The organism is Nocardioides sp. CPCC 205120, from assembly GCF_048654585.1.
Taxonomy (GTDB): Bacteria; Actinomycetota; Actinomycetes; order Propionibacteriales; family Nocardioidaceae; genus Nocardioides.
The window spans coordinates 439,726-462,497 of record NZ_JBMCYY010000001.1 but is presented as its reverse complement, the minus strand read 5'-3'; the positions used below and the strand labels follow the sequence as shown (position 1 = coordinate 462,497).

The window sequence follows — 22,772 nt, the reverse complement described above, 5'->3', positions numbered from 1 at the left end:
GGGTGACCGGTGGGTGTCCCGCTCAGCCGGCCGCGCCGGCGAGGAACGCACGCAGCACGGGGCCCGCGGTGCGGGAGCCGGACTCCCCGGTCTCGACGAAGACGGCCACGGCGAGGTCGCCCTGCGTCGCGATCATCCAGGCGTGGGTCGCGGGCGGGGTCGTGGTGCCGAACTCCGCCGTGCCGGTCTTGGCCCCGACGGGCGCGCCCGGCAGGTCGGCCAGCGCGCGGCCGCTGCCCTCGGTGACCACGGCGCGCAGGAAGCCCTGGAGCGCGGCCGCCTCCTCGGGGGTGAGCGGGGACGCCGGCGGCACCTGCTCCGTCGGCACCTCCGGCAGCAGCCGGGGCAGGACGGCGCGGCCGGCGGCGACGGAGGCCGCCACCGTCGCCATCGCCATCGGGGAGGCCTGCACCCGGCCCTGGCCGATGAGGGAGGCCGCGGCCTCGGTCGCGCTCTCCGGCGCCGGCACCGAACCGAGGTACGCCGGGAAGCCCAGGTCGTGGTCGACGCCGAGGCCCAGCGCGGCGGCCGCCTCGGCGAGCGCGCCCTCGCCGAGGAGGTCGGCGCTGCCGAGGAAGGCGGTGTTGCAGGAGTTCGCGACGGCCCGGGTGAGGGTGATGCGGCCCAGCGCCGCGGCCGGATAGTCGTCGTAGTTCTCGAAGGTGCGCCCGTCGACCGTGGTCGTGGCGGGGCACTCGACGGCGTCGTCGGGGGCGACCCCGGCGCGCAGGAGCGCGAGGGCGCTGACCACCTTGAAGGTGGAGCCCGGGGCGAACTGTCCCGACGTCGCGATGTTGGTCCCCCCGGTGCCCGGGCCGTTGGCGACGGCGAGCAGCGCCCCGTCGGAGGGACGCACCGCCACCAGCGCGCTCGCCGGGCCGACCTCGGCGAGCGCCGACTCGGCCAGCGTCTGCAGGGGTACGTCGAGGCTCGTCGTCAGGTCGGTCCCGGGCACCGGCTCCTGGGCGTGGACCTCGCGCTCCCCGCCCTCGGCGTCGACCACCACGACGCCGATGCCGTCGGTGCCGCGCAGCGTGTCGTCGTACCGACGCTGCAGGCCGCTGAGGCCCACCACGTCGCCGGCGGCGACGGCGCCGTCGGACTCCTCGACGATCTCGGCGGTGGCCTCGCCGACGGTGCCGAGCACCGGCGCGGCGAAGGTGCGGGTGGGGGCGAGCTGGCGCGTGCCCTCGAGGGCGGCGACGCCGGGCGTGCCGGCCAGCAGGTTCGGGTCGGCCTGCTCGACGCGCACGACGAGGGCCTCCACGAAGGCGCGCGGCCCGGCGGCCGCGACCCGCTGCACGAAGGCGGCGGCGTCGATGCCGAGGGCCTCGGCCAGGGCCTGCGCCGACGTCGCGGCGGTGGCGGCGTCGGTGAGGGACTTGTCGATGCCGTAGCGCAGGACGGGGCGGGGCACGACGATCGGCGTGCCGTCGCCGGCCAGCACCGCGCCGCGGGGGGCGGCGACGGTGCGCGCCCGCAGCACCTCGCCCTCGAGCAGCGAGGACTCCACCAGGGCGGGGGACCAGCGCACCGACCAGTCCTCGCCGGCGCCCGTCAGCTCGACGGTGGTCGTGTAGTCCCACGTCGCCGAGCCGAGCTCCCACGACCAGGCGAGCTGGGCCGTCGCGCGGCCGTTGTCGGGGTAGACCTCGACCGCCGAGCCGCTGACGACCGGCTCGGCCTCGCCCATGCCGGCGACGATCGCGTCGTGCTGCTCCTGGGCCTCGGCGGGGCGGGCGCCCGACAGCGGGACGTCGTCGAGCTCGCCGGCCGACAGCGCGGCGGCCAGGGAGGTGACGACCTCGGTCGCGGCCTCGCGCTCCTCGTCGTCACCGCTGCAGGCCACGAGGGACGCCGACGCGACGAGCGCCACCACCGTCGCCGCGCCGCCCCGCCGGAACCACTGCCCCATGCCCGCTCCCCCTCGCAACCTGCCGAATCGGCCTCGCTGCACAATGATGTCGGACACAATGCCGGACGGGACAGGACGGGCGGACGCGGGCACCCGCCGGCGTCGCACCGGCCGGTCCGGGCACCGTGAGGAGAACGCGATCGAGACCGAGGACGGCGTGGTCGGGGACGCGACGCGGCCGGTGCGCGACGAGGACGCCTTCGACGTCGCGGCCGTCGACGGCTGGCTGCGCACCGCGCTGACGGGCAGCGCGCCCGGGGCCGAGGTGGCCCCCGGCGTGCTCGGGAGCGCGCGGGCCGAGCTGCCCCCGGGCCTGCCGGTCGTGCGCCAGTTCCCCGGCGGTGCCTCCAACCTGACCTACCTCCTCCGCTACGGCCCGCTCGGCGCCGGCCAGGGCTCGGGCGAGGGCTCGGGCGAGGGCTCCGACGCCGTGCGCGAGCTCGTGCTGCGCCGCCCGCCGCACGGCGCCCGCGGCGGCAGCGCCCACGACATGGGCCGCGAGTTCGCCCTGCAGGCCGCCCTGCGCCCCGTCTTCCCGCTCGTGCCCGCCATGGTGGTGCACGGCACCGACACCGCGGTGCTGGGCGCGGAGTTCTACGTGATGGAGCGGCTCACCGGCACGATCCTGCGCTCCGACGTGCCGGACGAGCTGGCCGCAGCCCTCACCCCCGCGGCGGTCGACGAGCTGTGCGGTCGGGCGGTCGACGTGCTCGGCGCCCTCCACGACGTCGACGTGGCCGCCACCGGCCTCGACCGCTTCGGCCGGGGCGGCGACTCGGTGGCCCGGCAGGTCGCCGGGTGGACCCGCCGGTACGCCGCGGCCCGCACCCCCGACGTACCCGACTTCGCGGAGGTGACCGCGTGGCTCGAGGCCGAGCGGCCCGCCGACGTCGGCTCCTGCCTGGTGCACAACGACTTCCGGTTCGACAACCTCGTGCTGCACGGCGACCCCCGCGCAGGGCGGCCGTTCGAGGTCGCGGGCGTGCTCGACTGGGAGCTCGCCACCGTCGGCGACCCGCTGTGCGAGCTCGGCAGCGCGCTGGCCTACTGGGTGCAGGCCGACGACGAGCCGGCCTTCCGCGCCTCGCGGCGCCAACCCACCCACCTGCCGGGCATGTGGACGCGCCAGCAGGTGGTCGAGGGGTACGCCGCGCGCCGCGGCCTGGCGGTCGACGCCGGTTCCTGGCGCTTCTACGAGGTGTTCGGCCTCTTCCGCCTCGCCGTGATCGCGCAGCAGATCTGGGCGCGCTTCGTCACCGGCGCGACCACCAACCCGGCCTTCGCGGCCCTCGGACCGATGGTGGGGCTGCTCGAGCAGCGCTGCCGCCAGGTCGTCGAGCACGGACCCGTGGGGTGGGACGCATGACGGGCACCGTGCTCCTCGTGCGCGACGGCCACGCCGCCTGGGACCCCGAGGGCCCGTACGCGATCTCGCCGCTGGGGTGGGAGCAGGCCCGGCTGCTGGGGGGCGGGCTCGCCGCCCGCGGGCTGACGCCCGCGGCGCTGCTGCACGGGGAGCCGCCCTGCCACGCCGAGACCGTCGAGAGCATGGCCGAGGCCGCCGGCTGGTCGACCGAGCCGGTGCTGGACCCGCGGTGGAACTGCTTCGACCACCGCGAGGTGCTGCGCGACCACATGCCGACGATGGTCGGCGGCGCGGACCCCGACCCGGTGCAGGTGCAGCAGTGGCTGCAGGTCGCGATGATGCGCTGGACCAGCGGGGAGCACGACGACTACACCGAGCCGTTCGAGGAGTTCGCCCGCCGCACGTGGGCGGCGCTCGGTGACGCCGCCGAGCGCGCCCGCGGCGGCCCCGTCGTGGTCGTGACCTCCGGCAGCGCGATCGCCTGGGTCGTCGTGGCGATGGTGGGCGGCTGGGACCCCGAGGTGCCGGCCGCCGAGCTCGCCGGCGCCTGGACCCGGCTCTACCCGGTCGTGGTCAACACCGCGGTCACGAAGATCGCCGTCGGGCCCGCCGGCGCCCGCGTCGTCACCTTCAACGAGCACACCCACCTCGAGGCCGCCGCCCCCGTCCCCGGGTGAGGGGGAGTGGGGTGGGGTTTCCCCGCTTAAGCGGGGAAACATGTGCTTTACGGCCCAGGCATTGGCCGTAAAGCACATGATTCCCCACCTAGGCGGGGAAACCTGAGGCTCAGACCAGCTTGCGGAGCAGGCCCAGCGGGGCGTGCTTCAGCACGACGCTCATGGGCGCCCAGGGCAGGGGCGGGACGCAGGCGGACGCCTTCTCCTTCTCGACCGCCGCGACCATGGCGCGCACGCCCTTCTCGGTCGAGACGATCATCGGCGGGTTGCCGCCGGTGCCGTCGTTCATCTCCGAGGCGATGAACCCGGGGTAGAGCACCGTGACCTTGATGTCCGAGCCGTAGACGTCGGCCCGCACGCCCTCGGCGAGGTGGGCGACGCCGGCCTTGGTCGCGGCGTACGTCGTCGTCGACCCCGGCAGCCCGCGCATCGCGGACATCGACGACACCATCACGAGGTGGCCGTCGCCCTGGGTGCGGAACACCTCGAGCGCGGCGTCGGTCTGCGCCAGCGCGCCGAGGAAGTTGGTGACGGCGGTCTGCCGGTTCGCGCGGTGCTTCCCGGTGCCGAGCTGCGCGCCCTTGCCGAGGCCCGCGTTGACGATGAAGCGGTCGATGCGCCCCAGCGCCCGCGCGAGGTCGTGCACGACGGTGAAGACGGCGTCGTCGTCGGTGACGTCGAGCGCCCGCACCTCCACGCGCCGCTCCGGGTGGCGCGCCAGGATCTCGGCCCGCAGCTCGTCGAGGCGGTCGGTACGGCGGGCGCACAGGCCGAGGTCGTAGCCCAGGTCCGCGAACTGGCGGGCCATCTCCGCCCCCAGCCCGGAGCTCGCGCCGGTGATGACGATCGTGCGTGCGTCGCTCATGCGCACAGTGTGACCGAGGGCCGGCCGGGCCGCGGGCCGGGCACCGGCGGAACCGCGCCCGCGACGACGGTTCAGCCGACCCAGAGGACGTAGCCGTCGCCGCTGAGCGCGGTGGGGTCGCTGTAGGTCGTCCACGCTGCGTCGACGACCACGCCGGGCTCGACGATCACGACCTTGCAGAACTCCGCGGTGTCCCCGACCGCCGTGCTCGACCGGAGGTCGAGGGCTCCGCACCCGAGCTCGTCGGCGACCTCCGCCGAGGCGCCGTTCACCACGGCCCCGTCGACGCGCGCGTTGAGGTCGATGCTCGGTTGGATCCCCCGGAAGTCGTCGGCCACCGCGGTGACCTCGAGCGTCGCGCGCACCACGTAGGCGGAGTCGCCGCCCAGGTCCGCGGAGACGTCGCGGTCGGCGACCTCCTCGATCTCCGTGACGGTGACCTGCGCCGCACCGGTCGGCGCCTCCCGGTGGGGCTTCAGCGCCACCGTCGCCGCGGTGCCGACGGCCAGGACGCTGCCGTCGGCCGTGAACCCGTCGGTGGTGGCGCTGCTGGTCGTCGCGGACGGCGTGGGCGCGGCGGACGAGCTCGACGAGCCGCTCGAGGCGGGGCCGGTCGGAGAAGTGTCGTCCCCCTCGTCGCCCCCGCCTCCGCACGCGGCCAGCGCCGCGATCAGCAGGATGGTGGTGGGCAGGGCAGTCGCGGTCCTCACGACGACAAGAGGTCTCCACCGTCGGCGGGGCCGAAACCGCGCGACGCCCGCGGGTCGGGTACGGCGGCACCCCCGCGCCCGCCGTACCCGCCCCGGGTGCGACGCGCCGGCGCCCGTATCGGTTGCGTCGGTGGACCAGGAGAAAAAGACAGGCTTGACTGTTTGTCACGGCGTACCCCAGGGTGGGCCGGGTGACCGTGACGCAGCGCACGAACCGCGTGCCCCAGGAGGAGCGCACGCGGGCCATGCGTGCGCGCCTGCTCGAGGCCTGCGTCGAGGTGCTGGCCGAGCGGGGGTGGGCGGGCACGTCGACGACGGTGGTCTCGCAGCGCGCCGGGGTCAGCCGGGGCGCGCAGCTGCACCACTTCCCGTCCAAGAACGACCTGGTCGTCGCCGCGGTCGAGCATTTGACCCAGGCACGGCGCGACGAGCTCACCGCCGCCGTCGCCGCGCTGGGCGAGCGCCGCAGCACCGGCGCGGTGCTCCGCATGCTGGCCGACCTCTTCACCGGCCCCGTCTTCACCGCCGCCCTCGAGCTGTGGGTGGCCGCGCGCGCCGACGACGCGCTCCGTGAGGTCGTCGCGCCCTTCGAGCGCCACCTCGGCCGCGAGACCCACAAGCTGGCCGTCGAGCTGCTCGGCGCCGACGAGTCCCGCCCCGGCGTCCGCGAGCTGGTGCAGGCCACGCTCGACCTGGTCCGTGGCCTCGGCCTCGCCGCGACGCTCGGCGACGACACCGCCCGCCGCGCCCGGATCCTCGACCAGTGGGCCCTCACCCTCGACGCCGCCCTCGACGCCGCCTCCGACGCCGCGCCCGCCCCGACCCCCGACACCCAGGAGTCCTGATGGCCCCGCCCCCCGACCCCGCGGCCCCGACCGATGCCCCGACCGGAGCCAGCGGCGCCCCGTCCGGCGGCGCCCTCGCGGGCGTGCTGGCCGACCTCGACGCCCTCTCGGCGCGGCTCGACGCCCTCGTCGCCCCGCTGCCCGAGGCCGACTGGCGCCGCCCGACGCCGGCGGCGGGCTGGGACGTCGCCGCGCAGGTCGCGCACCTCGCCTGGACCGACGTGGCCGCCACCGCGGCCGCCGGCGCCGCAGCCGGGTCGAAGGACGAGTGGGACGCGATCGTGCTGCAGGCGATGGGCGACCCCGAGCACTTCGTGGACCGGTCCGCGACGGAGGGGGCCGCCGTACCGCCCGCGACCCTGCTGGCCGACTGGCGCGACCGCCGCGCGGCACTGCAGGCCGCGCTGCGCGAGCTCGCCGAGCTGCACCCGGGCGCGAAGATGCCCTGGTTCGGCCCGCCGATGAGCCCGACGTCGATGGCGACGGCGCGCTACATGGAGACCTGGGCCCACGGCCTCGACGTCGCCGACGCCCTCGGCGCCCCGGTCGTGCACGACGACGGCGTGCGCCACGTCTGCCACATCGGCGTGCGCACGCGCGCCTTCTCCCACCTCAACCGTGGCGAGGAGGCCCCGAGCGCCGAGGTGCGGGTCGAGCTCGTCGGCCCCTCGGGCGCGACGTGGACCTGGGGCCCGGAGGACGCCGAGCAGCGCGTCGAGGGCCCGGCCGTCGACTTCGCCCAGCTCGTCACCCAGCGCCGCCATCGTGACGACCTCGCCCTGCGCGCGGTCGGCGCCGAGGCCGACCACTGGCTCGACGTCGCCCAGGCCTTCGCCGGCCCGCCCGGCCCGGGCCGCGCGCCGCAGGCACCCGGCACCCCCACCGGCACCCCCACCGACACCGACCCGCAGGGAGGAACGGCATGAGCGACGTGCTCCGCATCGGCAACTGCTCGGGGTTCTACGGCGACCGGCTCTCCGCCATGCGGGAGATGCTCGAGGGCGTCACGACCGGCCCCGACGGCCCGCACGGCCTCGACGTGCTCACCGGCGACTACCTGGCCGAGCTGACGATGCTCATCCTCGGCAAGGACCGGATGCGCGACCCGGCGGCCGGCTACGCCCGCACCTTCCTGCGCCAGGCCGAGGACTGCCTGGGCCTCGCGCTCGAGAACGGCGTGCGCATCGTCAGCAACGCGGGCGGGCTCAACCCCGCCGGGCTCGCCGAGCGTCTCGCCGAGGTCGCCCACGGCCTCGGGCTCTCGCCCCGCATCGCCCACGTCACCGGCGACGACCTCTCCGCCGCCCTGCGCGAGGGCACGGTCGCCCTCCACCCGGCCGACCGCGACTGGACGCAGGCCCTCACCGCCAACGCCTACCTCGGCGCGTTCGGCATCGCCGAGGCGCTGGGCGCGGGTGCCGACGTCGTCGTCACCGGGCGCACCACCGACGCCTCCCTCGTCGTGGGCCCCGCGGCCGCGCACTTCGGCTGGGGCCCGACCCAGTACGACGAGCTCGCGGGCGCCGTCGTCGCCGGCCACGTGCTGGAGTGCGGCACCCAGGCCACCGGCGGCAACTTCTCCGGCTTCGGCGACCTGCCGGCGGACGCACTCACCACGCCGCTCGGCTTCCCCGTCGCCGAGGTCGCCGCCGACGGCTCGTTCGTCGTCACCAAGCACGACGGCACGGGCGGCGCGGTCACCACCGACACGGTCACCGCCCAGCTCGTCTACGAGATCCAGTCGAACCGCTACCACGGCCCCGACGTCACCACCCACCTCGACACCGTGCGCCTCGAGCAGGTCGGCACCGACCGCGTGCGCGTCTCCGGCGTGGTCGGCAGCCCGCCGCCGGAGCGGCTCAAGGTCGCCGTCAACGTGCTGGGCGGCTGGCGCAACAGCGTCGAGTTCGTGCTCACCGGCCTCGACATCGACGACAAGGCCGCGTGGGTGCGGGCGCAGGTCGAGACAACCCTCGACGCGTCGCCGCTGGGCCGGCCCGCCACCCTCGACTGGTCCGACACCGGCCCGGCCACCCCCGACGCCCCCACCGAGGAGTCGGCGTCGGTGCTGCTGCGCGCCACCGTGCTCGACGCGGACGCCGACAAGGTCGGCCGCGCCTTCACCTCCGCCGCCGTCGAGCTCGCCCTCGGCTCCTACCCCGGCTTCGCGATCACCGCGCCGCCGGCCAAGCCCTCGCCGTACGGCGTCTACCACCCGGCGTACGTCGACCGCGACGCCGTGGAGCACGTCGTCGTCGTGCGGGGACCGGACGGCGAGGAGCGGCGCGCCGTCGTGCCGCACCCCCCGGAGACCACCGAGGTGGGTGACGAGGCGCAGGCGCAGCGGCCCTCGCCGTACCCCGCCCCGATCGACACGCTCACCCGCCGGATGCCGCTCGGCTCGTTCGTGCACGCCCGCTCGGGCGACAAGGGCGGCGACGCCAACATCGGGCTGTGGGTCGCGACCACCGGCGCCCGCCACGACCCCGCCAAGCACGCGGCGCGCGTGACCTGGCTGACGAAGCTCGTCACCCCCAGCCGCATCCGCGAGCTGGTGCCGGAGGCGGCGGACCTCGAGGTCGAGGTCTACCCGTTGCCCAACCTCGGAGGAGTCAACGTGGTGGTCAAGGGGCTGCTCGGCGAGGGGGTGGCGGCCTCCACCCGCTTCGACCCGCAGGCGAAGGGGCTCGGCGAGTGGGTGCGCAGCCGCATGGTCAGCGTCGAGGACTCGCTGCTGTGAGCACGCGGATGGAGACCTCGCTGGCCGCGGACGTCGCCTTCACCGGTACGCCGGAGCGCACCGCCCTGCGCGAGGCCGCCGCGGCGTTCACGCGGCGGGAGGTGGCGCCGTACCTGCAGGAGTGGGAGGACGCCGGCGCCCTGCCCCGCGAGCTGCACGCGACGACGGCGAAGGCCGGGCTGCTCGGCATCGGGTTCCCCGAGGCCGTCGGCGGCGACGGCGGCGACCTGCTCGACTCCGTGACGGTGACCGAGGGGATCTTCGACGGCGGCGGCTCGGGCGGGCTCATCGCCAGCCTCTTCACCCACGGCATCGCGCTGCCCCACATCGTGGCGAGCGGCGACGCCGACCTCGTCGACCGGTTCGTGCGGCCCACGCTGGCCGGCGAGACGATCGGCTCGCTCGGCATCACCGAGCCCGAGGGCGGCTCCGACGTGGCGTCGATCCGCACCACGGCGGTGCGCGACGGCGACCACTACGTCGTCAACGGCGCGAAGACGTTCATCACCTCCGGCACGCGCGCCGACTTCGTCACCACGGCCGTGCGCACCGGCGGGCCGTTCGAGCCCGGGAAGGGCCACGGCGGCGTCTCGCTGCTCGTCGTCGAGGCCGGCACGCCCGGCTTCACCGTGGACCGGAAGCTCGAGAAGATGGGCTGGCACTGCTCCGACACCGCCCAGCTGTCGTTCGTCGACTGCCGCGTGCCGGTCGCGAACCTCGTCGGCGAGGAGGGCACCGGGTTCGTCCAGATCGCCCAGCAGTTCGTCGTCGAGCGGATCGGGCTCGCGGTGCAGGGCTACGCGGCGGCGGCCCGCGCGCTGGCGCTCGCCGCGGCGTACTCCCACGACCGGCAGACCTTCGGCAAGCCGCTCTCGTCGCGCCAGGTGGTGCGCCACAAGCTCGTCGAGATGCGCCGCCAGGTCGAGGTCGCCCGCACCTACACCCACGCGGTCGCCGCCCGGCACGACGCCGGCGAGCAGGTGATCGCCGAGGCGTGCCTGGCGAAGGAGACGGCGGTGCGGACCGCCGAGCAGGTGTGCCACGAGGCGGTGCAGCTCTTCGGCGGCACCGGCTACATGCGCGGCTCCGAGGTGGAGCGGCACTACCGCGACGTGCGGCTGCTCGGCATCGGCGGCGGCGCCAACGAGGTGCTCGCCGACCTCTCCGCGCGGCTGCTGGGGTACGCCGGATGAGCGCCGACACCGACCTTGACCCACCCGGCACCGAGGGAGCCAGCATGACCAACCGAGAGACGCTGCTCGAGAAGATCCAGGCGCTCGACGCCGAGAACGCGAAGGCCGTGGCGGGCGGCGGGGAGAAGTACGTCGCGCGGCACAAGGAGCGGGGCAAGCTGCTGGCCCGCGAGCGCATCGAGCTGCTCGTCGACGAGGGCTCGGCGTTCCTCGAGCTGAGCCCGCTGGCCGGCTGGGGCTCCGACTTCACGGTCGGCGCCTCGCTCGTCACCGGCATCGGCGTCGTCGAGGGCGTGGAGTGCATGATCACCGCCAACGACCCGACGGTGAAGGGCGGCGCGTCGAACCCCTGGACGCTGAAGAAAGCGTTCCGGGCGGCGCAGGTCGCGGCCGAGAACGGGCTGCCGACCATCGCGCTCGTGGAGTCCGGCGGCGCCGACCTGCCGACGCAGAAGGAGATCTTCATCCCGGGCGGGCGGATGTTCCGCGACATCACCCGGGCCTCCGCCGACCGGCGCCCCACCATCGCGCTGGTCTTCGGCAACTCGACCGCCGGCGGCGCCTACATCCCCGGCATGAGCGACTACACGGTGATGGTCAAGGAGGGCGCCAAGGTGTTCCTCGGCGGCCCGCCCCTGGTGAAGATGGCGACCGGCGAGGAGTCCGACGACGAGTCGCTCGGCGGCGCCGAGATGCACGCCCGCACCTCGGGGCTCGCCGACTACCTCGCGGCCGACGAGCACGACGCGATCCGCATCGGCCGGCGCATCGTGGCGCGCCTCGGGGTCCGCAAGGCGCGCACCGACGCCGCGCTCCCGCCGTACGCCGAGCCGGACCTCGACCCCGACGGCCTGCTCGACCTCGTGCCCACCGACCTCAAGGAGCCGTTCGACCCGCGCGAGGCGATCCTGCGCATCGTCGACGGCACCACCCCGGGCGTCGGGCCGGCGGCGAACGTGCCGTTCGACGAGTTCAAGCCGCTCTACGGCTCCTCGCTGGTCACGGGCTGGGCGCGGATCCACGGCCGCCCCGTCGGCATCCTCGCCAACGCCCAGGGCGTGCTGTTCAGCGAGGAGGCGCAGAAGGCGACGCAGTTCATCCAGCTCGCCAACCAGGTCGACACCCCGCTGCTGTTCCTGCACAACACGACCGGCTACATGGTCGGCGCCGAGTACGAGCAGGGCGGGATCATCAAGCACGGCGCGCAGATGATCAACGCGGTCTCCAACTCCGCGGTGCCCCACCTGACCGTGATCATGGGCGCCTCCTACGGCGCGGGGAACTACGGCATGAACGGCCGCGCCTACGACCCGCGCTTCCTCTTCACCTGGCCCTCGGCGAAGTCGGCCGTCATGGGGCCGGCGCAGCTGGCGGGGGTCATGGACCTCGTCATGCGCGCCGGCGCCGAGGCCAAGGGCCAGCCGTACGACGAGGAGGGCGCCGCGGGCATCCGCGCGTACGTCGAGCAGCAGGTCGAGGAGCAGAGCCTGCCGTTCTTCCTCTCGGGCCTGGTGTACGACGACGGGGTCATCGACCCGCGCGACACCCGCACCGTGCTCGGCATCTGCCTGTCCGTCATCGACAACCAGCCGATCCGCGGGACCGACCGCTTCGGCGTCTTCAGGATGTGAGCGCCGTGATCACCCGAGTCCTCGTCGCCAACCGGGGCGAGATCGCCCGCCGCGTGTTCGCCACCTGCCGCCGCCTCGGCGTCGCCACCGTGGCCGTGCACTCCGACGCCGACGCCCACCTGCCGTTCGTGGCGGAGGCCGACACCGCGGTGCGGCTCCCCGGCGGCACGCCGGGGGAGACCTACCTACGCGCCGACCTCGTGCTCGACGCCGCCCGCGCGGCGGGCGCCGACGCCGTGCACCCCGGCTACGGCTTCCTCTCGGAGAACGCCGACTTCGCCCGCGCCGTCATCGACGCCGGGCTCACGTGGATCGGGCCGAGCCCGGAGTCCATCGACGCGATGGGCGACAAGATCCGCGCCAAGGAGCTGATGGCCGACGCGGGCGTGCCGCAGCTGACCCGGCTGGACCCCGCCACGGTCACGGCCGACGAGCTGCCCGTCATCGTCAAGGCGTCCGCCGGCGGCGGTGGCCGCGGCATGCGGGTGGTGCGCGAGCTGTCCGAGCTGGAGGGGGCGGTCGCGCTCGCCTCCGACGAGGCTGCCTCGGCGTTCGGCGACCCCACCGTGTTCGTCGAGCGCTTCTTCGAGCGCGGGCGCCACGTCGAGGTGCAGGTCGTCGGCACCGACGACGGGGTCGTCGTGCTCGGCGAGCGCGACTGCTCGCTGCAGCGCCGCCACCAGAAGGTGGTGGAGGAGGCGCCCGCGCCCGGCCTGCGCGAGGAGACGTGGCGCGCGCTGCACGACGCGGCCCGCACCGCGGCGGCGGCGATCGACTACCGCGGCGCCGGCACCGTCGAGTTCCTCATGGACGCGCAGACCCAGGAGTTCTTCTTCCTCGAGATGAACACCCGCCTGCAGGTCGAGCACCCGGTGACCGAGCAGGTCTTCGGCGTCGACCTCGTCGCGATGCAGCTGGCTGTCGCCGAGGGCACGCCGCTGCCCGCCGCCCGCCCCGAGCCGGTCGGCCACGCGATCGAGGTGCGGCTGTACGCCGAGGACCCGGCCGCCGACTACCAGCCCCAGTCCGGGCTGCTGACGGCGTTCGACCTGCCCGGCGTCGACGTCGAGTTCGCGGTCGGCACCGCCCCGGCGGGCCTGCGGCTCGACTCCGGCTTCGCCGGCGGGGACGAGGTCGGCACGCACTACGACGCGATGCTCGCCAAGGTCGTCGCCTGGGCCCCGACGCGGCGCCAGGCCGCCCGGGCGCTGGCCGGTGCGCTGCGCCGCGCCCGCATCCACGGGCTCGTGACGAACCGCGACCAGCTCGTCGCGGTGCTCGGCGACGAGGTCTTCCTGGCCGGGGACGTCTCGACGGCGTTCCTCGGCGAGCGCGACACCAGCGGTGAGCCCCCCGCCGTACGCCCCGCGGCGGTGGCCGCCGCCGTCGCCCTCGCCGAGGCGGCGCGCACCGAGCGCACCGTGCAGCGCGGCATCCCGGTCGCGTGGCGCAACGTGCCTTCGCAGCCGCAGGTCACCCGGTTCGCCCACGGCGACGCCGAGGTCGAGGTCGCGTGGGTCGGCGCCCGGGGCGGTCGCGACGGGTACGTGCTCGACGACGCCGTCGTCGTCGCGGCGAGCCCCACGAGCGTGGTGCTGGAGGTGGACGGGGTGCGCTCGACGTACGCCGTCGCCGTGCCCGCGGGCGGGGTGGGCGTGGTCGACGTCGACGGCCCCGGGGGCCACGTGGCCCTGCGGGTGCTGCCGCGGTTCACCGACCCGGCCGACGCGGTCGCGAGCGGCTCGCTGCTCGCGCCGATGCCCGGCACGGTCGTGCGGGTGGTCGCCGAGGCCGGGCAGCAGGTCGCCGCGGGCGACCCGGTGCTGGTGCTGGAGGCGATGAAGATGCAGCACACCGTGGCGGCGCCGCACGACGGAGTCGTCACCGACATCCCGGTCGCGGCCGGGCAGCAGGTGGCCGCGGGCGAGGTGCTCGCGGTCGTCGCCGACGGAGGGGAAGACGCATGACGACGTTCACCGAGCCCGACGAGCGCACCGCGCTGCGCGAGGCGGTCGCGAAGCTGGCGGCGAAGTACGGCCGCGAGTACGTGGAGAAGCAGGCCCGCGAGGGCGGCAAGATGACCGAGATGTGGCTCGAGATGGGCCGCAACGGGTTCCTCGGCGTCAACATCCCCGAGGAGCACGGCGGCGGGGGCGGCGGCATGGCCGACCTCGCGGCGGTGCTCGAGGAGTCGGCCGCGGCCGGCGCCCCGCTGCTCATGATGGTCGTCAGCCCCGCGATCTGCGGCTCGATCATCAACCGCTGCGGCACGCCCGAGCAGAAGCAGCGCTGGCTGCCCGGCATCGCCGACGGCACCCACCTCATGGCGTTCGGCATCACCGAGGCCGACGCGGGCTCCAACTCCCACCAGATCACCACCACCGCCACCCGCGACGGCGACCACTGGGTGATCAGCGGCCAGAAGACCTACATCTCCGGCGTCGACGAGGCCCAGTCGGTGCTCATCGTGGCGCGCACGGCGGACGCCAAGACGGGCAAGCTCAAGCCCGCCCTCTTCGTGGTGCCGACCGACGCCCCCGGCTTCGACAAGCAGGTCATCCCCATGTCGTGGCAGGCGCCGGAGAAGCAGTTCACGCTGTTCCTCGACGACGTGCGCGTCCCGGCCGACGCGCTCGTCGGCGACGAGGACGGCGGCATGTGGCAGCTCTTCGCCGGCCTCAACCCCGAGCGCATCATGGGCGCCGCGTTCTCCTGCGGCATGGCGCGCTACGCCCTCGAGAAGGGCGTCGCCTACGCCAAGGAGCGCACGGTGTGGCGCGACCAGCCCATCGGCGCCCACCAGGGCATCGCCCACCCGCTCGCCAAGATCAAGATCGAGCTCGAGCAGGCCCGGCTGCTGTGGCAGAAGGCCGCGGCGCTGTACGACGCGGGCGACGACTTCGGCGCCGGGGAGTACGCCAACATGGCCAAGTACGCCGGCGGCGAGGTCGCCTGCAACGCCACCGACGTCGCCGTCCACACCCACGGCGGCAACGGGCTGACCGTGGAGTACGGGCTCGGCAACATGCTGGTGGCCGCGCGGCTCGGCCGCATCGCGCCCGTCAGCCGGGAGATGATCCTCAACTTCGTCGCCATGCACACCTTGGGGCTGCCCAAGTCGTACTGAGGGGGGGTGGCGGGTTCCCCGGTGCACCGGGGAACCCGCCACTTCCGGTGCGAAGCTTCCCACCGGAAGTGGCGGGTTGCGGTGTCAAGTGTCGCGCTGGGGCAAGTCCCGGGCCGGTACGGCGGCGCGTGCGGGTCGTCGTACCGCTGCGGGAGGCCACCGGCTGGGGGAGGCCGGGGTCAGGCGCTCAGCGGCCGAACGCCGACTCGCGCGGGACCGGGCCGACGTCGGCGTGGCGCCCGGGGACCGCGGCGGCGTGGCGCTGCCCCGGGCCGGGGCCGTCCTTCACCGCGAGCGCGTCAGCGACGAGCCCGGTGGTGAACCCGTAGACGGCCTTGTGCACGACGTCGAGGACCAGCTCGCCGCGCGGCCAGGTCTGCGGGGGTGCGCCGACGCCGGTGGCGTTCTCGAGCACCTGGTCGGTGGTGAGGCGCAGGACGGTGAACTTCGCCGACGCCAGTGGCCCGCGGAGCCCGGCATGCGCCATCACCGAGCGCACGACGCCGAGGAGCGCGGCCTGGCCGTAGTGCATCGTCCAGCTGACCGCGGTCGAGCGGGCCCCGGTCTGCTCGTCGGCGCCGACGAGGCGCTCGAGCACGCGCGCGGGCACGTACGAGTTCGGACGCCCCGTCCACCGCTGCTCGACCTTCTCGCCGACCGTCATCACGACGGCTCCGACCGCTCCGGCCGCCAGGCCCTGCCCCACCACGCGTGCTGCTCGTCCCGCCATGGCCGCCCGGTACCCCTCGGGACGGACCGCACCAGCGACTACTTCAGCGGGTCGTGGCCCCAGTTCATCAGCGACCAGCGCCACCGGGTGTCGGTGACGTCGCCGTCGGGGCGCTGGGCGGAGTGCCGCGCGACATACCCCACGACCTTGCGCATGTGGGCGGCGTCGTCGTCGGTGAGGTCGGTCTTGTTCGTCCGTTGGATCTCGACGATCCGGCGGCCCGACCTGTGCCCCGTCGACTCGCCCTCGCCCTGCCCGACCGACCGAGACTCGTCCGTCGCGAGCCACTTCTCGAGCTCGGCCGGGGTCATGTTCACGGCGTCCTGCCAGTCGTCCCAGACCTCGGCGACGGCGTCGTTGGTCTCGCTCATGCGCCGACGCTACGCCGCGGCGGCAAGGCGCGCGGGGCCGCGGACGCCGGGATGTCACACTCTGGCCGACCGTCTCGTCCTCGGTGTGGACGGCCCACCGGGGGCCGCGACGGAGAGGAACGGGCATGCGGGTGGCAGTGGCGGGCGGGACCGGGCTGGTCGGGGCGCTCACGGTCGAGGCGCTGCGCGGCGCCGGGCACGAGGCGGTCGTGCTGGCGCGCTCGACGGGGGTGGACCTGACCCGCCCCGCGGGCGAGCTGACGACGACGCTGACCGAGCGGCTGGCCGGCGTCGACGCCGTGATCGACGCGCTCAACGTGGTGACGATGAAGGGCGCGGAGTCGGAGGCGTTCTTCGGCCGCACGACCGAGGCCCTCCTGGCCGCGGAGCAGGCCGCCGGCGTCGGGCACCACCTCGCGCTCTCCATCGTCGGGATCGACCGGCTGCCCTACGACTACTACGCGGGCAAGGTCCGCCAGGAGGCGCTCGTGACCGCCGGCCCCGTGCCCTGGACGATCCTGCGGGCCACGCAGTTCCACGAGTTCGCCGGCCAGATGGCGGGCCGGATGTCGCTCGGCCCCGTCGGCCTCGCGCCCCGGATGCCGGTCCAGCCCGTCGCCGCCACGGAGGTCGCGGACCACCTCGCGCGGCTCGCGGTGGGCGAGCCCCGCCGTACCGTCCTCGAGCTAGCCGGCCCCGCCCGTGAGGACCTCGCCGTCATGGCCCGCCGCACCGCCCGCACCCCGGCGCGACGGGCGGGCGGCCCGCGGTTCGTCGTGCCCGTGCCCGTCCCCGGCGCGTTCGGCAAGGGCGTGCGCGCCGGGTCGCTCGTGCCCGCGGCCCCCGACCTCGTCGGCACGCAGACCTTCGCGGAGTGGCTCGGTGCCCGCTGAGCCCGGCCCCACCCAGGTCGAGCTCGCGGCGCGGTACGACGCGCTGCGGCCCCGGCTCGTCGGCGTGGCCTACGCGATCCTCGGCACGCGGGCGGAGGCGGAGGACGTCGTCGCCGACACCTGGCTGCGGCTCGCGGACGTCGCCGAGCCGGTCGACGACCTCGAGGCGTGGTCGGTGGTCGCGGTGTCGCGGCGGGCGCTGGACGTGCTCCGCTCGGCGCGGGTACGGCGGGAGACCTACGTCGGGCCCTGGCTCCCCGAGCCGGTGCTCGGCGACCTCGTGGCGCCCGGGGGTCCCGGTGGGGCGGGTGACGGCGGCGATCCCGCGGACCGGGTGACGCTGGCCGAGGAGGTGCACTACGCGCTGCTGGTGCTGCTCGAGCGGCTCTCGCCCGCGGAGCGCACGGCGTGGGTGCTGCACGACGTGTTCGGCCTGTCGTTCGACGAGGTCGCCCGGGTCGTGGGGCGGACGCCGGCCGCGGTGCGCCAGCTCGCCAGCCGGGCCCGGCGCCACCTGGCCGCCGAGCGCACCCGCACGCCCGTCGCGCCCGCGGAGCACGACGCGGTCGTCGCCGCGTTCGCCGGGGCGAGCTTGCAGGGCGACCTCGCGGGCCTCGTCGCGGTGCTCGACCCCGACGTGGTGCTCACCGGGGACGGGGGTGGCGTCGTCAGCTCCGCCCGGCGCCCGGTCGTCGGCGCCGACCGGGTCGCCCGCTTCCTGCTCGGCGTGCTCGCGAAGATCGACGCGGCGGCGGGCGAGCGGCTCGAGCTCGTGCGGGTCAACGGCGCCACCGGCTTCGCGATCCTCGACGCCGCGGCCCGCGTCACCGGGGTCGTCGCGCTGACGACGGCGGGTGGGCGCGTCGTACGCGTCGACCTCGTGCGCAACCCCGCGAAGCTGTAGGGGCTGCGGGGATGATGACCCCGGCCCCGCTCAGTGCGCGGCGAGCTTCTTGTTCACCAGGCGCGTGAGCCAGGCAGGGGAGAAGCGCGAGGCGAGCGAGAGCACCTCGCTCTGGCGCCCGACGGGGAAGTGCACCTGGTGCAGCGTCCGCGCCAGGCGGGACGGCTCGACGGCGGCGAGGATCTCGTCGGCCACGTCCTGCGGGCCGAGGTTGATGCCGAGCGACTGCGTCGTGCCGGTCGACACGCCCTGCGTCATCGCCGTCTCGACGAACAGCGGCCACAGCGCCACGACCCGCACGCCGCGCTCGCCCCACTCGATGTCCATCGCCTCGGTCAGGCCGCGCACGAAGAACTTGGTCGCGCTGTAGACCGCGAGCTCCGCCTGCCCGTAGATCGCCGACGCCGAGGCGAGGTTCACCACCACCGCCCCGCGGCGCAGGTGCGGCTCGGCCGCGTGCAGCCCGTTGACGACGCCGCGCACGTTGACGTCGATCTCGCGGTGGTGGCGCTCGACCGGGATGTCCTCGAACTTCCCGGCCACCAGGATGCCCGCGTTGTTGACCAGCACGTCGAGACGGCCGGTCTCGGCCACGAACGTGTCGAGCGCGGTGGCGAACCCCGCCGCGTCGGAGACGTCGAGGCGGCCGGTGACCGCCCGCTGCCCGAGCGCGGCGACCTCGTCGGCCAGGGTCGCGAGGCCGTCCTCGTCGACGTCGTAGGCGCCGACGGTCCAGCCGGCGCGGGCGAAGGTGAGGGCGGCGGCGCGCCCGATGCCGGCGGCGGCGCCGGTGATGACGACGGTGCGGGAGGTCATCCGACGTTCCTACCACCCGGTAACCGGCCCGTCAGCCCCCTGTGAGCCGTCGTACGACGCCACTCGCCGCCGGCGTGCCCTTCCGCGCGGGGGCAGGCTGCGACGGCTTGGCCGCCGACCCGCGCACGTCGATGACCGTGCGCGCTCGACAGGATGAAGGGCGCCCGGCGCCGCGAGCTCGCCGACCTCGCGCGGGAGGGGGTGGGGCCCTGACATGCTCGGTGGCCCCGCTCGGCGGTCTTGGCGGTGGTGTTTCCCACGTAGTCCCTGACGTTTCCGACGTCCCGCCCGGCGTGTCGCGACGGGAACGTCAGGGACTACGCGGGCTCCGGCAGGTCAGGGTCAGGCCCACACCGCAGGGGTACGGCGGGGCTCACCCCCGCTGGGGCACGAACGCGCCGGGGCCGTTGCGCAGGGCGGCGGAGACGGCGGTGCGCCACCAGGGCCGGGCGAGGTCGGGGGCGCGGCCCGCGCCGAGGCGGTGGAGCTGGTCGGTGTGCCACGACAGGTCGAGCGCGCTGTCGACGGTGTGCAGCGTCGTCACGCGCCCGACGGCGCGCCGGCCGCGCTCGACGCGCACCGTGGGCAGCTCGACGCGCTCGAGCCCCTCCTCCAGCAGCGACCGCGCGACGTGCGGGAACACCGACGCCGGACGGCCGAGCCCGACCACGTCGCAGTCGCCGCTGGTCACCGCCTCGTCCATGGCCGAGCGCGAGCGGAAGCCACCCGTCGCCGCGAGCGGCACCGCGCCGGCCGCGGCGCGCACGCCCGCGGCGTACTCGAGGAAGTAGGCCTCACGCGCCCGCGTCGACTCCCGCCGCGTGTCGGGGCCGAACATGACGGGCGACTCGTAGGTGCCGCCGCTGACCTCGATGAGGTCGATGCCCTCGGCGGCCAGGGCGGCGACGACGTCGCGGGACTCCGTCTCGTCGAACCCGCCGCGCTGGAAGTCGGCGGAGTTCAGCTTCACGCCGACCGCGAAGCGGGGGGAGACGCGCTCGCGGATCGACCGCACGACCTCGAGCAGGAACCGGCGGCGCCGCTCGGGGTCACCGCCCCAGGCGTCGGTACGACGGTTCGCGAGCGGGGAGAGGAACTGGGTGACGAGGTAGCCGTGCGCGGCATGCACCTGCACCCCGTCGAACCCGGCGGCCTCGGCGACCGCCGCGGTGCGGGCGTAGCGCTCGACCACGTCGCGGATCTCCGACTCGGACAGCTCGCGGGGGCGGGTGGCGACGGGTACGGCGGCGGCCACCGCGCTCGGCGCCACGGGGCGGGAGCGGCCCACCAGCGCGTTGGCCTGGCGCCCGGGGTGGTTGACCTGCATCCACAACGGCGTGCCCGAGCCGGCGAAGCCGTCGGCCCACCGGGACAGCGCGTCCAGGTGGCGCTCGTCCTCGACCACCACGTTGCCGGGCTCGCCGCGCTGGCGCAGGTCGACCATGACGTTGCCGGTCACGACCAGGCCCCACCCGCCGCCGGCCCACGCGTCGTACAGCCGCCCGAGGCGGGACGTCGGCGCCCCGGCCGACGTGCCGAGCGACTCGCTGAGGGCCGACTTCATCAGGCGGTTCGGCAGCACCTGGCCGCAGGGGAGGGCCAGGGGCGCGCCGAGGTCGGTCATGGGGGGACTGTAGGGGCGTTGTTGAACTTCGTTCAAGAGCAGGGGCGTGCCCACCGGCCTGGGACGCTGGCGTGATGCGGGTGCGCTTTGTCGGCGAGATCGCCGGAGTCGGGTCGTCGAGCGGCGTGCGGGTGGTCGTGGGGCGGTGGGTCCGCTCGCCGTACGGCGAGGTCGCCGACGCCATGGTCGAGACCGCCGACGGCCACCGGGTGCTCGTCGCCCCGAGCCGGGACCTCGCCGACTTCATCGCCGCGACCTACACCTTCGACGAGGTGCGCGTCGAGCCCGTCGAGCTGGTCGCGACGGCCGGCGCCCGACGGTTCACGAGCCCGTCGCTGCACCTCGAGATCGAGGTCGGCCGCCCGACGGCGCTGGGCCGGCTGGTCGCCCTGGTGCCGCGACGCATCGCCACCTCGCCCCTGTGGTGCGCCGTCACCGACCCGGTCGCCCGCGTCGTGCTGCGGGGCGTGCGCACCCGCGGGTCCGCCGGTGGTGGGCGGCGGGAATGGTACGGCGCGCACGACGTCCGCGCCGTCGTCGCCGTGCGGGGCTCGTTCGACGGCGTCGACCTCGGCGAGCTGCGCCCCGTCGACCCGCCGGCGCGCTTCGGATTCAGCTCGACGCCGCCGCGCCCGAGCATCACGAGCGTCGTCACCACCATCGACCTGCCCGACGAGTCGTGACGGCGGGCTACGGCCCGCCCCCGACCTCAGTCCGTGAACCACACCTGCTGGTTCTTGGCGTCCGTGGCGACGCCGGGCTGGGCGCGGACGTAGCTCGAGAACGTCTTGTGGCCGAGCGTCGACTCGTCGAAGCCGGGGCTCATCCGCACGAGCACCTGCTTGAGCTCCGACATCCGCACCTTGCCGTCGTCGCTCTTGCGGGCCAGCAGGTTCATGGCGTTGCGGAACAGCTTGGAGTAGGGGATGGGCTTGGCCCGCTCCTCCGGTGCCGTCTCGGTCCGGGCGGCCGCAGCGGCCCGGGCCCCCGACGCGGCGTCCTCCGCGTCGCCGTTCGCCGACCCCGTGCCCGCGGCGCCTGCGGCGCCCGCAGCACCCGAGCTGCCCGAGCCGGCCGGCGCCGCCGGCGCCTCCGCACGGACCACCCGCTCGACGCCGGGCAGCGCGTCGTACTTGGTGAACTCGTCGCAGGCCGCCTCCCAGTAGCGCCCGATCGAGCCCGCCACGCCGACGCCCACGACGGAGCGGCCGAGGCGCTTCGCCTTCTGCGCGACGGCGACGTAGTCGGAGTCGCCCGCCGCGACGAGCACGTGGGTGAGGTCGGGGTGGCGCGTCAGGTCGTCGACGACGTCGGTGGCGAGGCGGATGTCGGCCCCGTTCTTCGTGCCGGCCAGCGGGAACAGCTGGGTGAGGTCGAGGGCGCGGGCGGTGACGTCGCGGGCGTACGACGCGAACGCGGGGCACGCCCAGTTCGCGTACGCCCGGCTGATCGCCACCACCCCCAGCGAGGCCGCGTAGTCGACGATCGCGTCGACGTCGAGCCGCGACGCCTCCAGGCGCGGCGCCACCGTCGGGTCGTCGGCGGCGGCGTGGACGACGCGGTCGCGCTGCCAAGCGTTGCGGCCGTGGACGGCGTCGTACTGCGACGCGACGAGGTTCTCGAAGTCCAGGTAGAGGGCGACGCGCGGCTCGCTCACAGGTCGGCCCCGACCACGGTGTCGGACGCGTCGCGCACCTGCACGATGCGCCCCGCCTCGACGACGGCGACGTGGTCCGGGGGCAGCGCCAGGGCCCGGCCGACGTCCCAGCGCAGCCGGGCGACCTCCCAGGCCGGCCACGCGTGGAGACGCTCGGGGGTCCAGTCGCGGTCCGCGGTCGACGGGTAGGGCTCGACGAACCAGCCCGAGTCCGACGGGTCGGCGACGCGGTCACGCTTCAGCAGCAGCGCCGGCGCCTGGAGGCAGCCGCGCACCCCGATGACGCGCTGGTCGAAGCGCGTGAACGTGGCGCGGGCGCCCGAGGCCCCCGCGACCCGCACCTGCTCCAGGTCGATGGTCAGCGCGTGGCTGAGGTCCTCGGTCTCCTGCGCGGCGTCGGTCTCGTAGGCCGGCGCCACCACCACGAACCCGCCGTCGCGGGCGCGGAGCGTGAACGGTCCCCAGCCCGGCGCCGCCGCGAGCCCGTCGACCGGCGCCGCGCCGAGCGCCTCGACCTGGTGGAGCACGCCCCGGGCCAGCGGCGCCATCGCGGCCCGCGCCGTGGCCCGCACCTCGACGCCGCCGATGAGCGCGGTCTCGGTGGTCAGGGCGGGCTCGGGTACGCCGGCAGCGCGTGGGTCGCTCATGGGTCGATCCTGCCGCACGGGGCGGGGTTGTCGAGGGCCCCCGGCGCCGTCGACCACCGGA

The 22,772-nt window shown here is 75.3% G+C and carries 21 protein-coding genes; 12 read left to right on the top strand and 9 right to left on the bottom strand.

Annotation, left to right across the window (positions count from 1 at the left end; translation table 11 throughout):
* Nucleotides 1–22 precede the first annotated feature (22 nt).
* Nucleotides 23–1,915 carry a penicillin-binding transpeptidase domain-containing protein gene (locus ACOACO_RS02220; protein WP_420294628.1) on the bottom strand — a complete coding sequence of 631 codons (1,893 nt, stop codon included), beginning with the start codon at nucleotides 1,913–1,915 and terminating at the stop codon, nucleotides 23–25.
* A 58-nt stretch (nucleotides 1,916–1,973) separates the two neighbouring features.
* On the opposite strand from ACOACO_RS02220, the gene ACOACO_RS02215 reads away from it, so the two are divergent.
* Both ACOACO_RS02215 and ACOACO_RS02210 read left to right on the top strand, forming a co-directional pair.
* Nucleotides 1,974–3,281, top strand: a complete 1,308-nt coding sequence (locus ACOACO_RS02215; protein WP_420294627.1) for a phosphotransferase family protein — start codon at nucleotides 1,974–1,976, stop codon at nucleotides 3,279–3,281.
* Complete coding sequence (locus tag ACOACO_RS02210; protein WP_420294626.1) at nucleotides 3,278–3,958, top strand: histidine phosphatase family protein; 681 nt, start codon at nucleotides 3,278–3,280, stop codon at nucleotides 3,956–3,958. Before ACOACO_RS02215 ends, ACOACO_RS02210 begins: the two co-directional genes overlap by 4 nt.
* A gap of 109 nt (nucleotides 3,959–4,067) precedes the next feature.
* Here ACOACO_RS02210 and ACOACO_RS02205 read toward each other — a convergent pair whose 3' ends face one another.
* A complete protein-coding gene (locus tag ACOACO_RS02205) occupies nucleotides 4,068–4,823 on the bottom strand; it encodes an SDR family oxidoreductase (protein ID WP_420294625.1) in 756 nt (251 codons plus the stop codon).
* A 71-nt stretch (nucleotides 4,824–4,894) separates the two neighbouring features.
* Nucleotides 4,895–5,533 carry a hypothetical protein gene (locus tag ACOACO_RS02200; protein ID WP_420294624.1) on the bottom strand — a complete coding sequence of 213 codons (639 nt, stop codon included), beginning with the start codon at nucleotides 5,531–5,533 and terminating at the stop codon, nucleotides 4,895–4,897.
* A 191-nt stretch (nucleotides 5,534–5,724) separates the two neighbouring features.
* Here ACOACO_RS02200 and ACOACO_RS02195 point away from each other — a divergent pair, with 191 nt between their 5' ends.
* From ACOACO_RS02195 to ACOACO_RS02165, 7 genes are read left to right on the top strand one after another with little or no spacing between them, the layout of a single operon-like run.
* Nucleotides 5,725–6,378 carry a TetR/AcrR family transcriptional regulator gene (locus tag ACOACO_RS02195; RefSeq protein WP_420294623.1) on the top strand — a complete coding sequence of 218 codons (654 nt, stop codon included), beginning with the start codon at nucleotides 5,725–5,727 and terminating at the stop codon, nucleotides 6,376–6,378.
* Complete coding sequence (locus ACOACO_RS02190) at nucleotides 6,378–7,304, top strand: TIGR03084 family metal-binding protein (RefSeq protein WP_420294622.1); 927 nt, start codon at nucleotides 6,378–6,380, stop codon at nucleotides 7,302–7,304. The genes ACOACO_RS02195 and ACOACO_RS02190 overlap by 1 nt, the downstream gene beginning before the upstream one ends.
* A complete protein-coding gene (locus ACOACO_RS02185) occupies nucleotides 7,301–9,118 on the top strand; it encodes an acyclic terpene utilization AtuA family protein (protein ID WP_420294621.1) in 1,818 nt (605 codons plus the stop codon). The genes ACOACO_RS02190 and ACOACO_RS02185 overlap by 4 nt, the downstream gene beginning before the upstream one ends.
* On the top strand, nucleotides 9,115–10,311 hold the full coding sequence (locus ACOACO_RS02180; protein ID WP_420294620.1) for an acyl-CoA dehydrogenase family protein: 1,197 nt from the start codon (nucleotides 9,115–9,117) through the stop codon (nucleotides 10,309–10,311). The genes ACOACO_RS02185 and ACOACO_RS02180 overlap by 4 nt, the downstream gene beginning before the upstream one ends.
* A 44-nt stretch (nucleotides 10,312–10,355) precedes the next feature.
* Complete coding sequence (locus tag ACOACO_RS02175; RefSeq protein ID WP_420294619.1) at nucleotides 10,356–11,942, top strand: acyl-CoA carboxylase subunit beta; 1,587 nt, start codon at nucleotides 10,356–10,358, stop codon at nucleotides 11,940–11,942.
* A gap of 5 nt (nucleotides 11,943–11,947) precedes the next feature.
* Entirely contained in the window at nucleotides 11,948–13,909 is a 1,962-nt protein-coding gene (locus ACOACO_RS02170) for a biotin carboxylase N-terminal domain-containing protein (protein ID WP_420294618.1), read from the top strand.
* Entirely contained in the window at nucleotides 13,906–15,069 is a 1,164-nt protein-coding gene (locus tag ACOACO_RS02165) for an acyl-CoA dehydrogenase family protein (protein WP_420294617.1), read from the top strand. The genes ACOACO_RS02170 and ACOACO_RS02165 overlap by 4 nt, the downstream gene beginning before the upstream one ends.
* 187 nt (nucleotides 15,070–15,256) lie before the next feature.
* Here the strand turns inward: ACOACO_RS02165 and ACOACO_RS02160 are convergent, their stop codons facing one another.
* Nucleotides 15,257–15,799: a hypothetical protein gene (locus ACOACO_RS02160; RefSeq protein ID WP_420294616.1), complete on the bottom strand. Its 543-nt coding sequence runs from the start codon at nucleotides 15,797–15,799 to the stop codon at nucleotides 15,257–15,259.
* A 38-nt stretch (nucleotides 15,800–15,837) separates the two neighbouring features.
* Nucleotides 15,838–16,170: a DUF3140 domain-containing protein gene (locus ACOACO_RS02155; RefSeq protein ID WP_420294615.1), complete on the bottom strand. Its 333-nt coding sequence runs from the start codon at nucleotides 16,168–16,170 to the stop codon at nucleotides 15,838–15,840.
* A gap of 125 nt (nucleotides 16,171–16,295) precedes the next feature.
* Between ACOACO_RS02155 and ACOACO_RS02150 the strand changes: the two genes are divergently transcribed.
* Nucleotides 16,296–17,063 (top strand): SDR family oxidoreductase, encoded by a 768-nt coding sequence (locus tag ACOACO_RS02150; RefSeq protein ID WP_420294614.1) that lies wholly within the window; start codon nucleotides 16,296–16,298, stop codon nucleotides 17,061–17,063.
* On the top strand, nucleotides 17,053–17,967 hold the full coding sequence (gene sigJ / locus ACOACO_RS02145) for an RNA polymerase sigma factor SigJ (protein ID WP_420294613.1): 915 nt from the start codon (nucleotides 17,053–17,055) through the stop codon (nucleotides 17,965–17,967). The genes ACOACO_RS02150 and sigJ overlap by 11 nt, the downstream gene beginning before the upstream one ends.
* A 30-nt stretch (nucleotides 17,968–17,997) precedes the next feature.
* On the opposite strand, the gene ACOACO_RS02140 is transcribed toward sigJ, so the two are convergent.
* The gene (locus tag ACOACO_RS02140) at nucleotides 17,998–18,783 is read right to left on the bottom strand and encodes an SDR family oxidoreductase (protein ID WP_420294612.1); all 786 of its coding nucleotides are present in this window, start codon (nucleotides 18,781–18,783) and stop codon (nucleotides 17,998–18,000) included.
* 373 nt (nucleotides 18,784–19,156) lie between these two features.
* Complete coding sequence (locus tag ACOACO_RS02135; protein WP_420294611.1) at nucleotides 19,157–20,407, bottom strand: NADH:flavin oxidoreductase/NADH oxidase family protein; 1,251 nt, start codon at nucleotides 20,405–20,407, stop codon at nucleotides 19,157–19,159.
* Between the two features lie 74 nt (nucleotides 20,408–20,481).
* Between ACOACO_RS02135 and ACOACO_RS02130 the strand changes: the two genes are divergently transcribed.
* Nucleotides 20,482–21,090, top strand: coding sequence for a hypothetical protein (locus ACOACO_RS02130; RefSeq protein ID WP_420294610.1), 609 nt, complete (start codon nucleotides 20,482–20,484; stop codon nucleotides 21,088–21,090).
* Nucleotides 21,091–21,116: 26 nt separating this feature from the next.
* On the opposite strand, the gene ACOACO_RS02125 is transcribed toward ACOACO_RS02130, so the two are convergent.
* Nucleotides 21,117–22,064, bottom strand: a complete 948-nt coding sequence (locus ACOACO_RS02125) for an NYN domain-containing protein (RefSeq protein ID WP_420294609.1) — start codon at nucleotides 22,062–22,064, stop codon at nucleotides 21,117–21,119.
* Complete coding sequence (locus tag ACOACO_RS02120) at nucleotides 22,061–22,711, bottom strand: hypothetical protein (RefSeq protein WP_420294608.1); 651 nt, start codon at nucleotides 22,709–22,711, stop codon at nucleotides 22,061–22,063. The genes ACOACO_RS02125 and ACOACO_RS02120 overlap by 4 nt, the downstream gene beginning before the upstream one ends.
* Nucleotides 22,712–22,772: the final 61 nt, after the last annotated feature.

Coding starts and splice junctions, on each gene's coding strand:
- ACOACO_RS02175 (WP_420294619.1), top strand. CDS start 10,356: ATGACCAACCGAGAGACGCTGCTCGAGAAGATCCAGGCGCTCGACGCC.
- ACOACO_RS02205 (WP_420294625.1), bottom strand. CDS start 4,823: ATGAGCGACGCACGCACGATCGTCATCACCGGCGCGAGCTCCGGGCTG.
- ACOACO_RS02190 (WP_420294622.1), top strand. CDS start 6,378: ATGGCCCCGCCCCCCGACCCCGCGGCCCCGACCGATGCCCCGACCGGA.
- ACOACO_RS02185 (WP_420294621.1), top strand. CDS start 7,301: ATGAGCGACGTGCTCCGCATCGGCAACTGCTCGGGGTTCTACGGCGAC.
- ACOACO_RS02140 (WP_420294612.1), bottom strand. CDS start 18,783: ATGACCTCCCGCACCGTCGTCATCACCGGCGCCGCCGCCGGCATCGGG.
- ACOACO_RS02155 (WP_420294615.1), bottom strand. CDS start 16,170: ATGAGCGAGACCAACGACGCCGTCGCCGAGGTCTGGGACGACTGGCAG.
- ACOACO_RS02210 (WP_420294626.1), top strand. CDS start 3,278: ATGACGGGCACCGTGCTCCTCGTGCGCGACGGCCACGCCGCCTGGGAC.
- ACOACO_RS02130 (WP_420294610.1), top strand. CDS start 20,482: ATGCGGGTGCGCTTTGTCGGCGAGATCGCCGGAGTCGGGTCGTCGAGC.
- ACOACO_RS02120 (WP_420294608.1), bottom strand. CDS start 22,711: ATGAGCGACCCACGCGCTGCCGGCGTACCCGAGCCCGCCCTGACCACC.
- ACOACO_RS02150 (WP_420294614.1), top strand. CDS start 16,296: ATGCGGGTGGCAGTGGCGGGCGGGACCGGGCTGGTCGGGGCGCTCACG.
- ACOACO_RS02220 (WP_420294628.1), bottom strand. CDS start 1,915: ATGGGGCAGTGGTTCCGGCGGGGCGGCGCGGCGACGGTGGTGGCGCTC.
- ACOACO_RS02215 (WP_420294627.1), top strand. CDS start 1,974: ATGCCGGACGGGACAGGACGGGCGGACGCGGGCACCCGCCGGCGTCGC.
- ACOACO_RS02165 (WP_420294617.1), top strand. CDS start 13,906: ATGACGACGTTCACCGAGCCCGACGAGCGCACCGCGCTGCGCGAGGCG.
- ACOACO_RS02160 (WP_420294616.1), bottom strand. CDS start 15,799: ATGGCGGGACGAGCAGCACGCGTGGTGGGGCAGGGCCTGGCGGCCGGA.
- ACOACO_RS02135 (WP_420294611.1), bottom strand. CDS start 20,407: ATGACCGACCTCGGCGCGCCCCTGGCCCTCCCCTGCGGCCAGGTGCTG.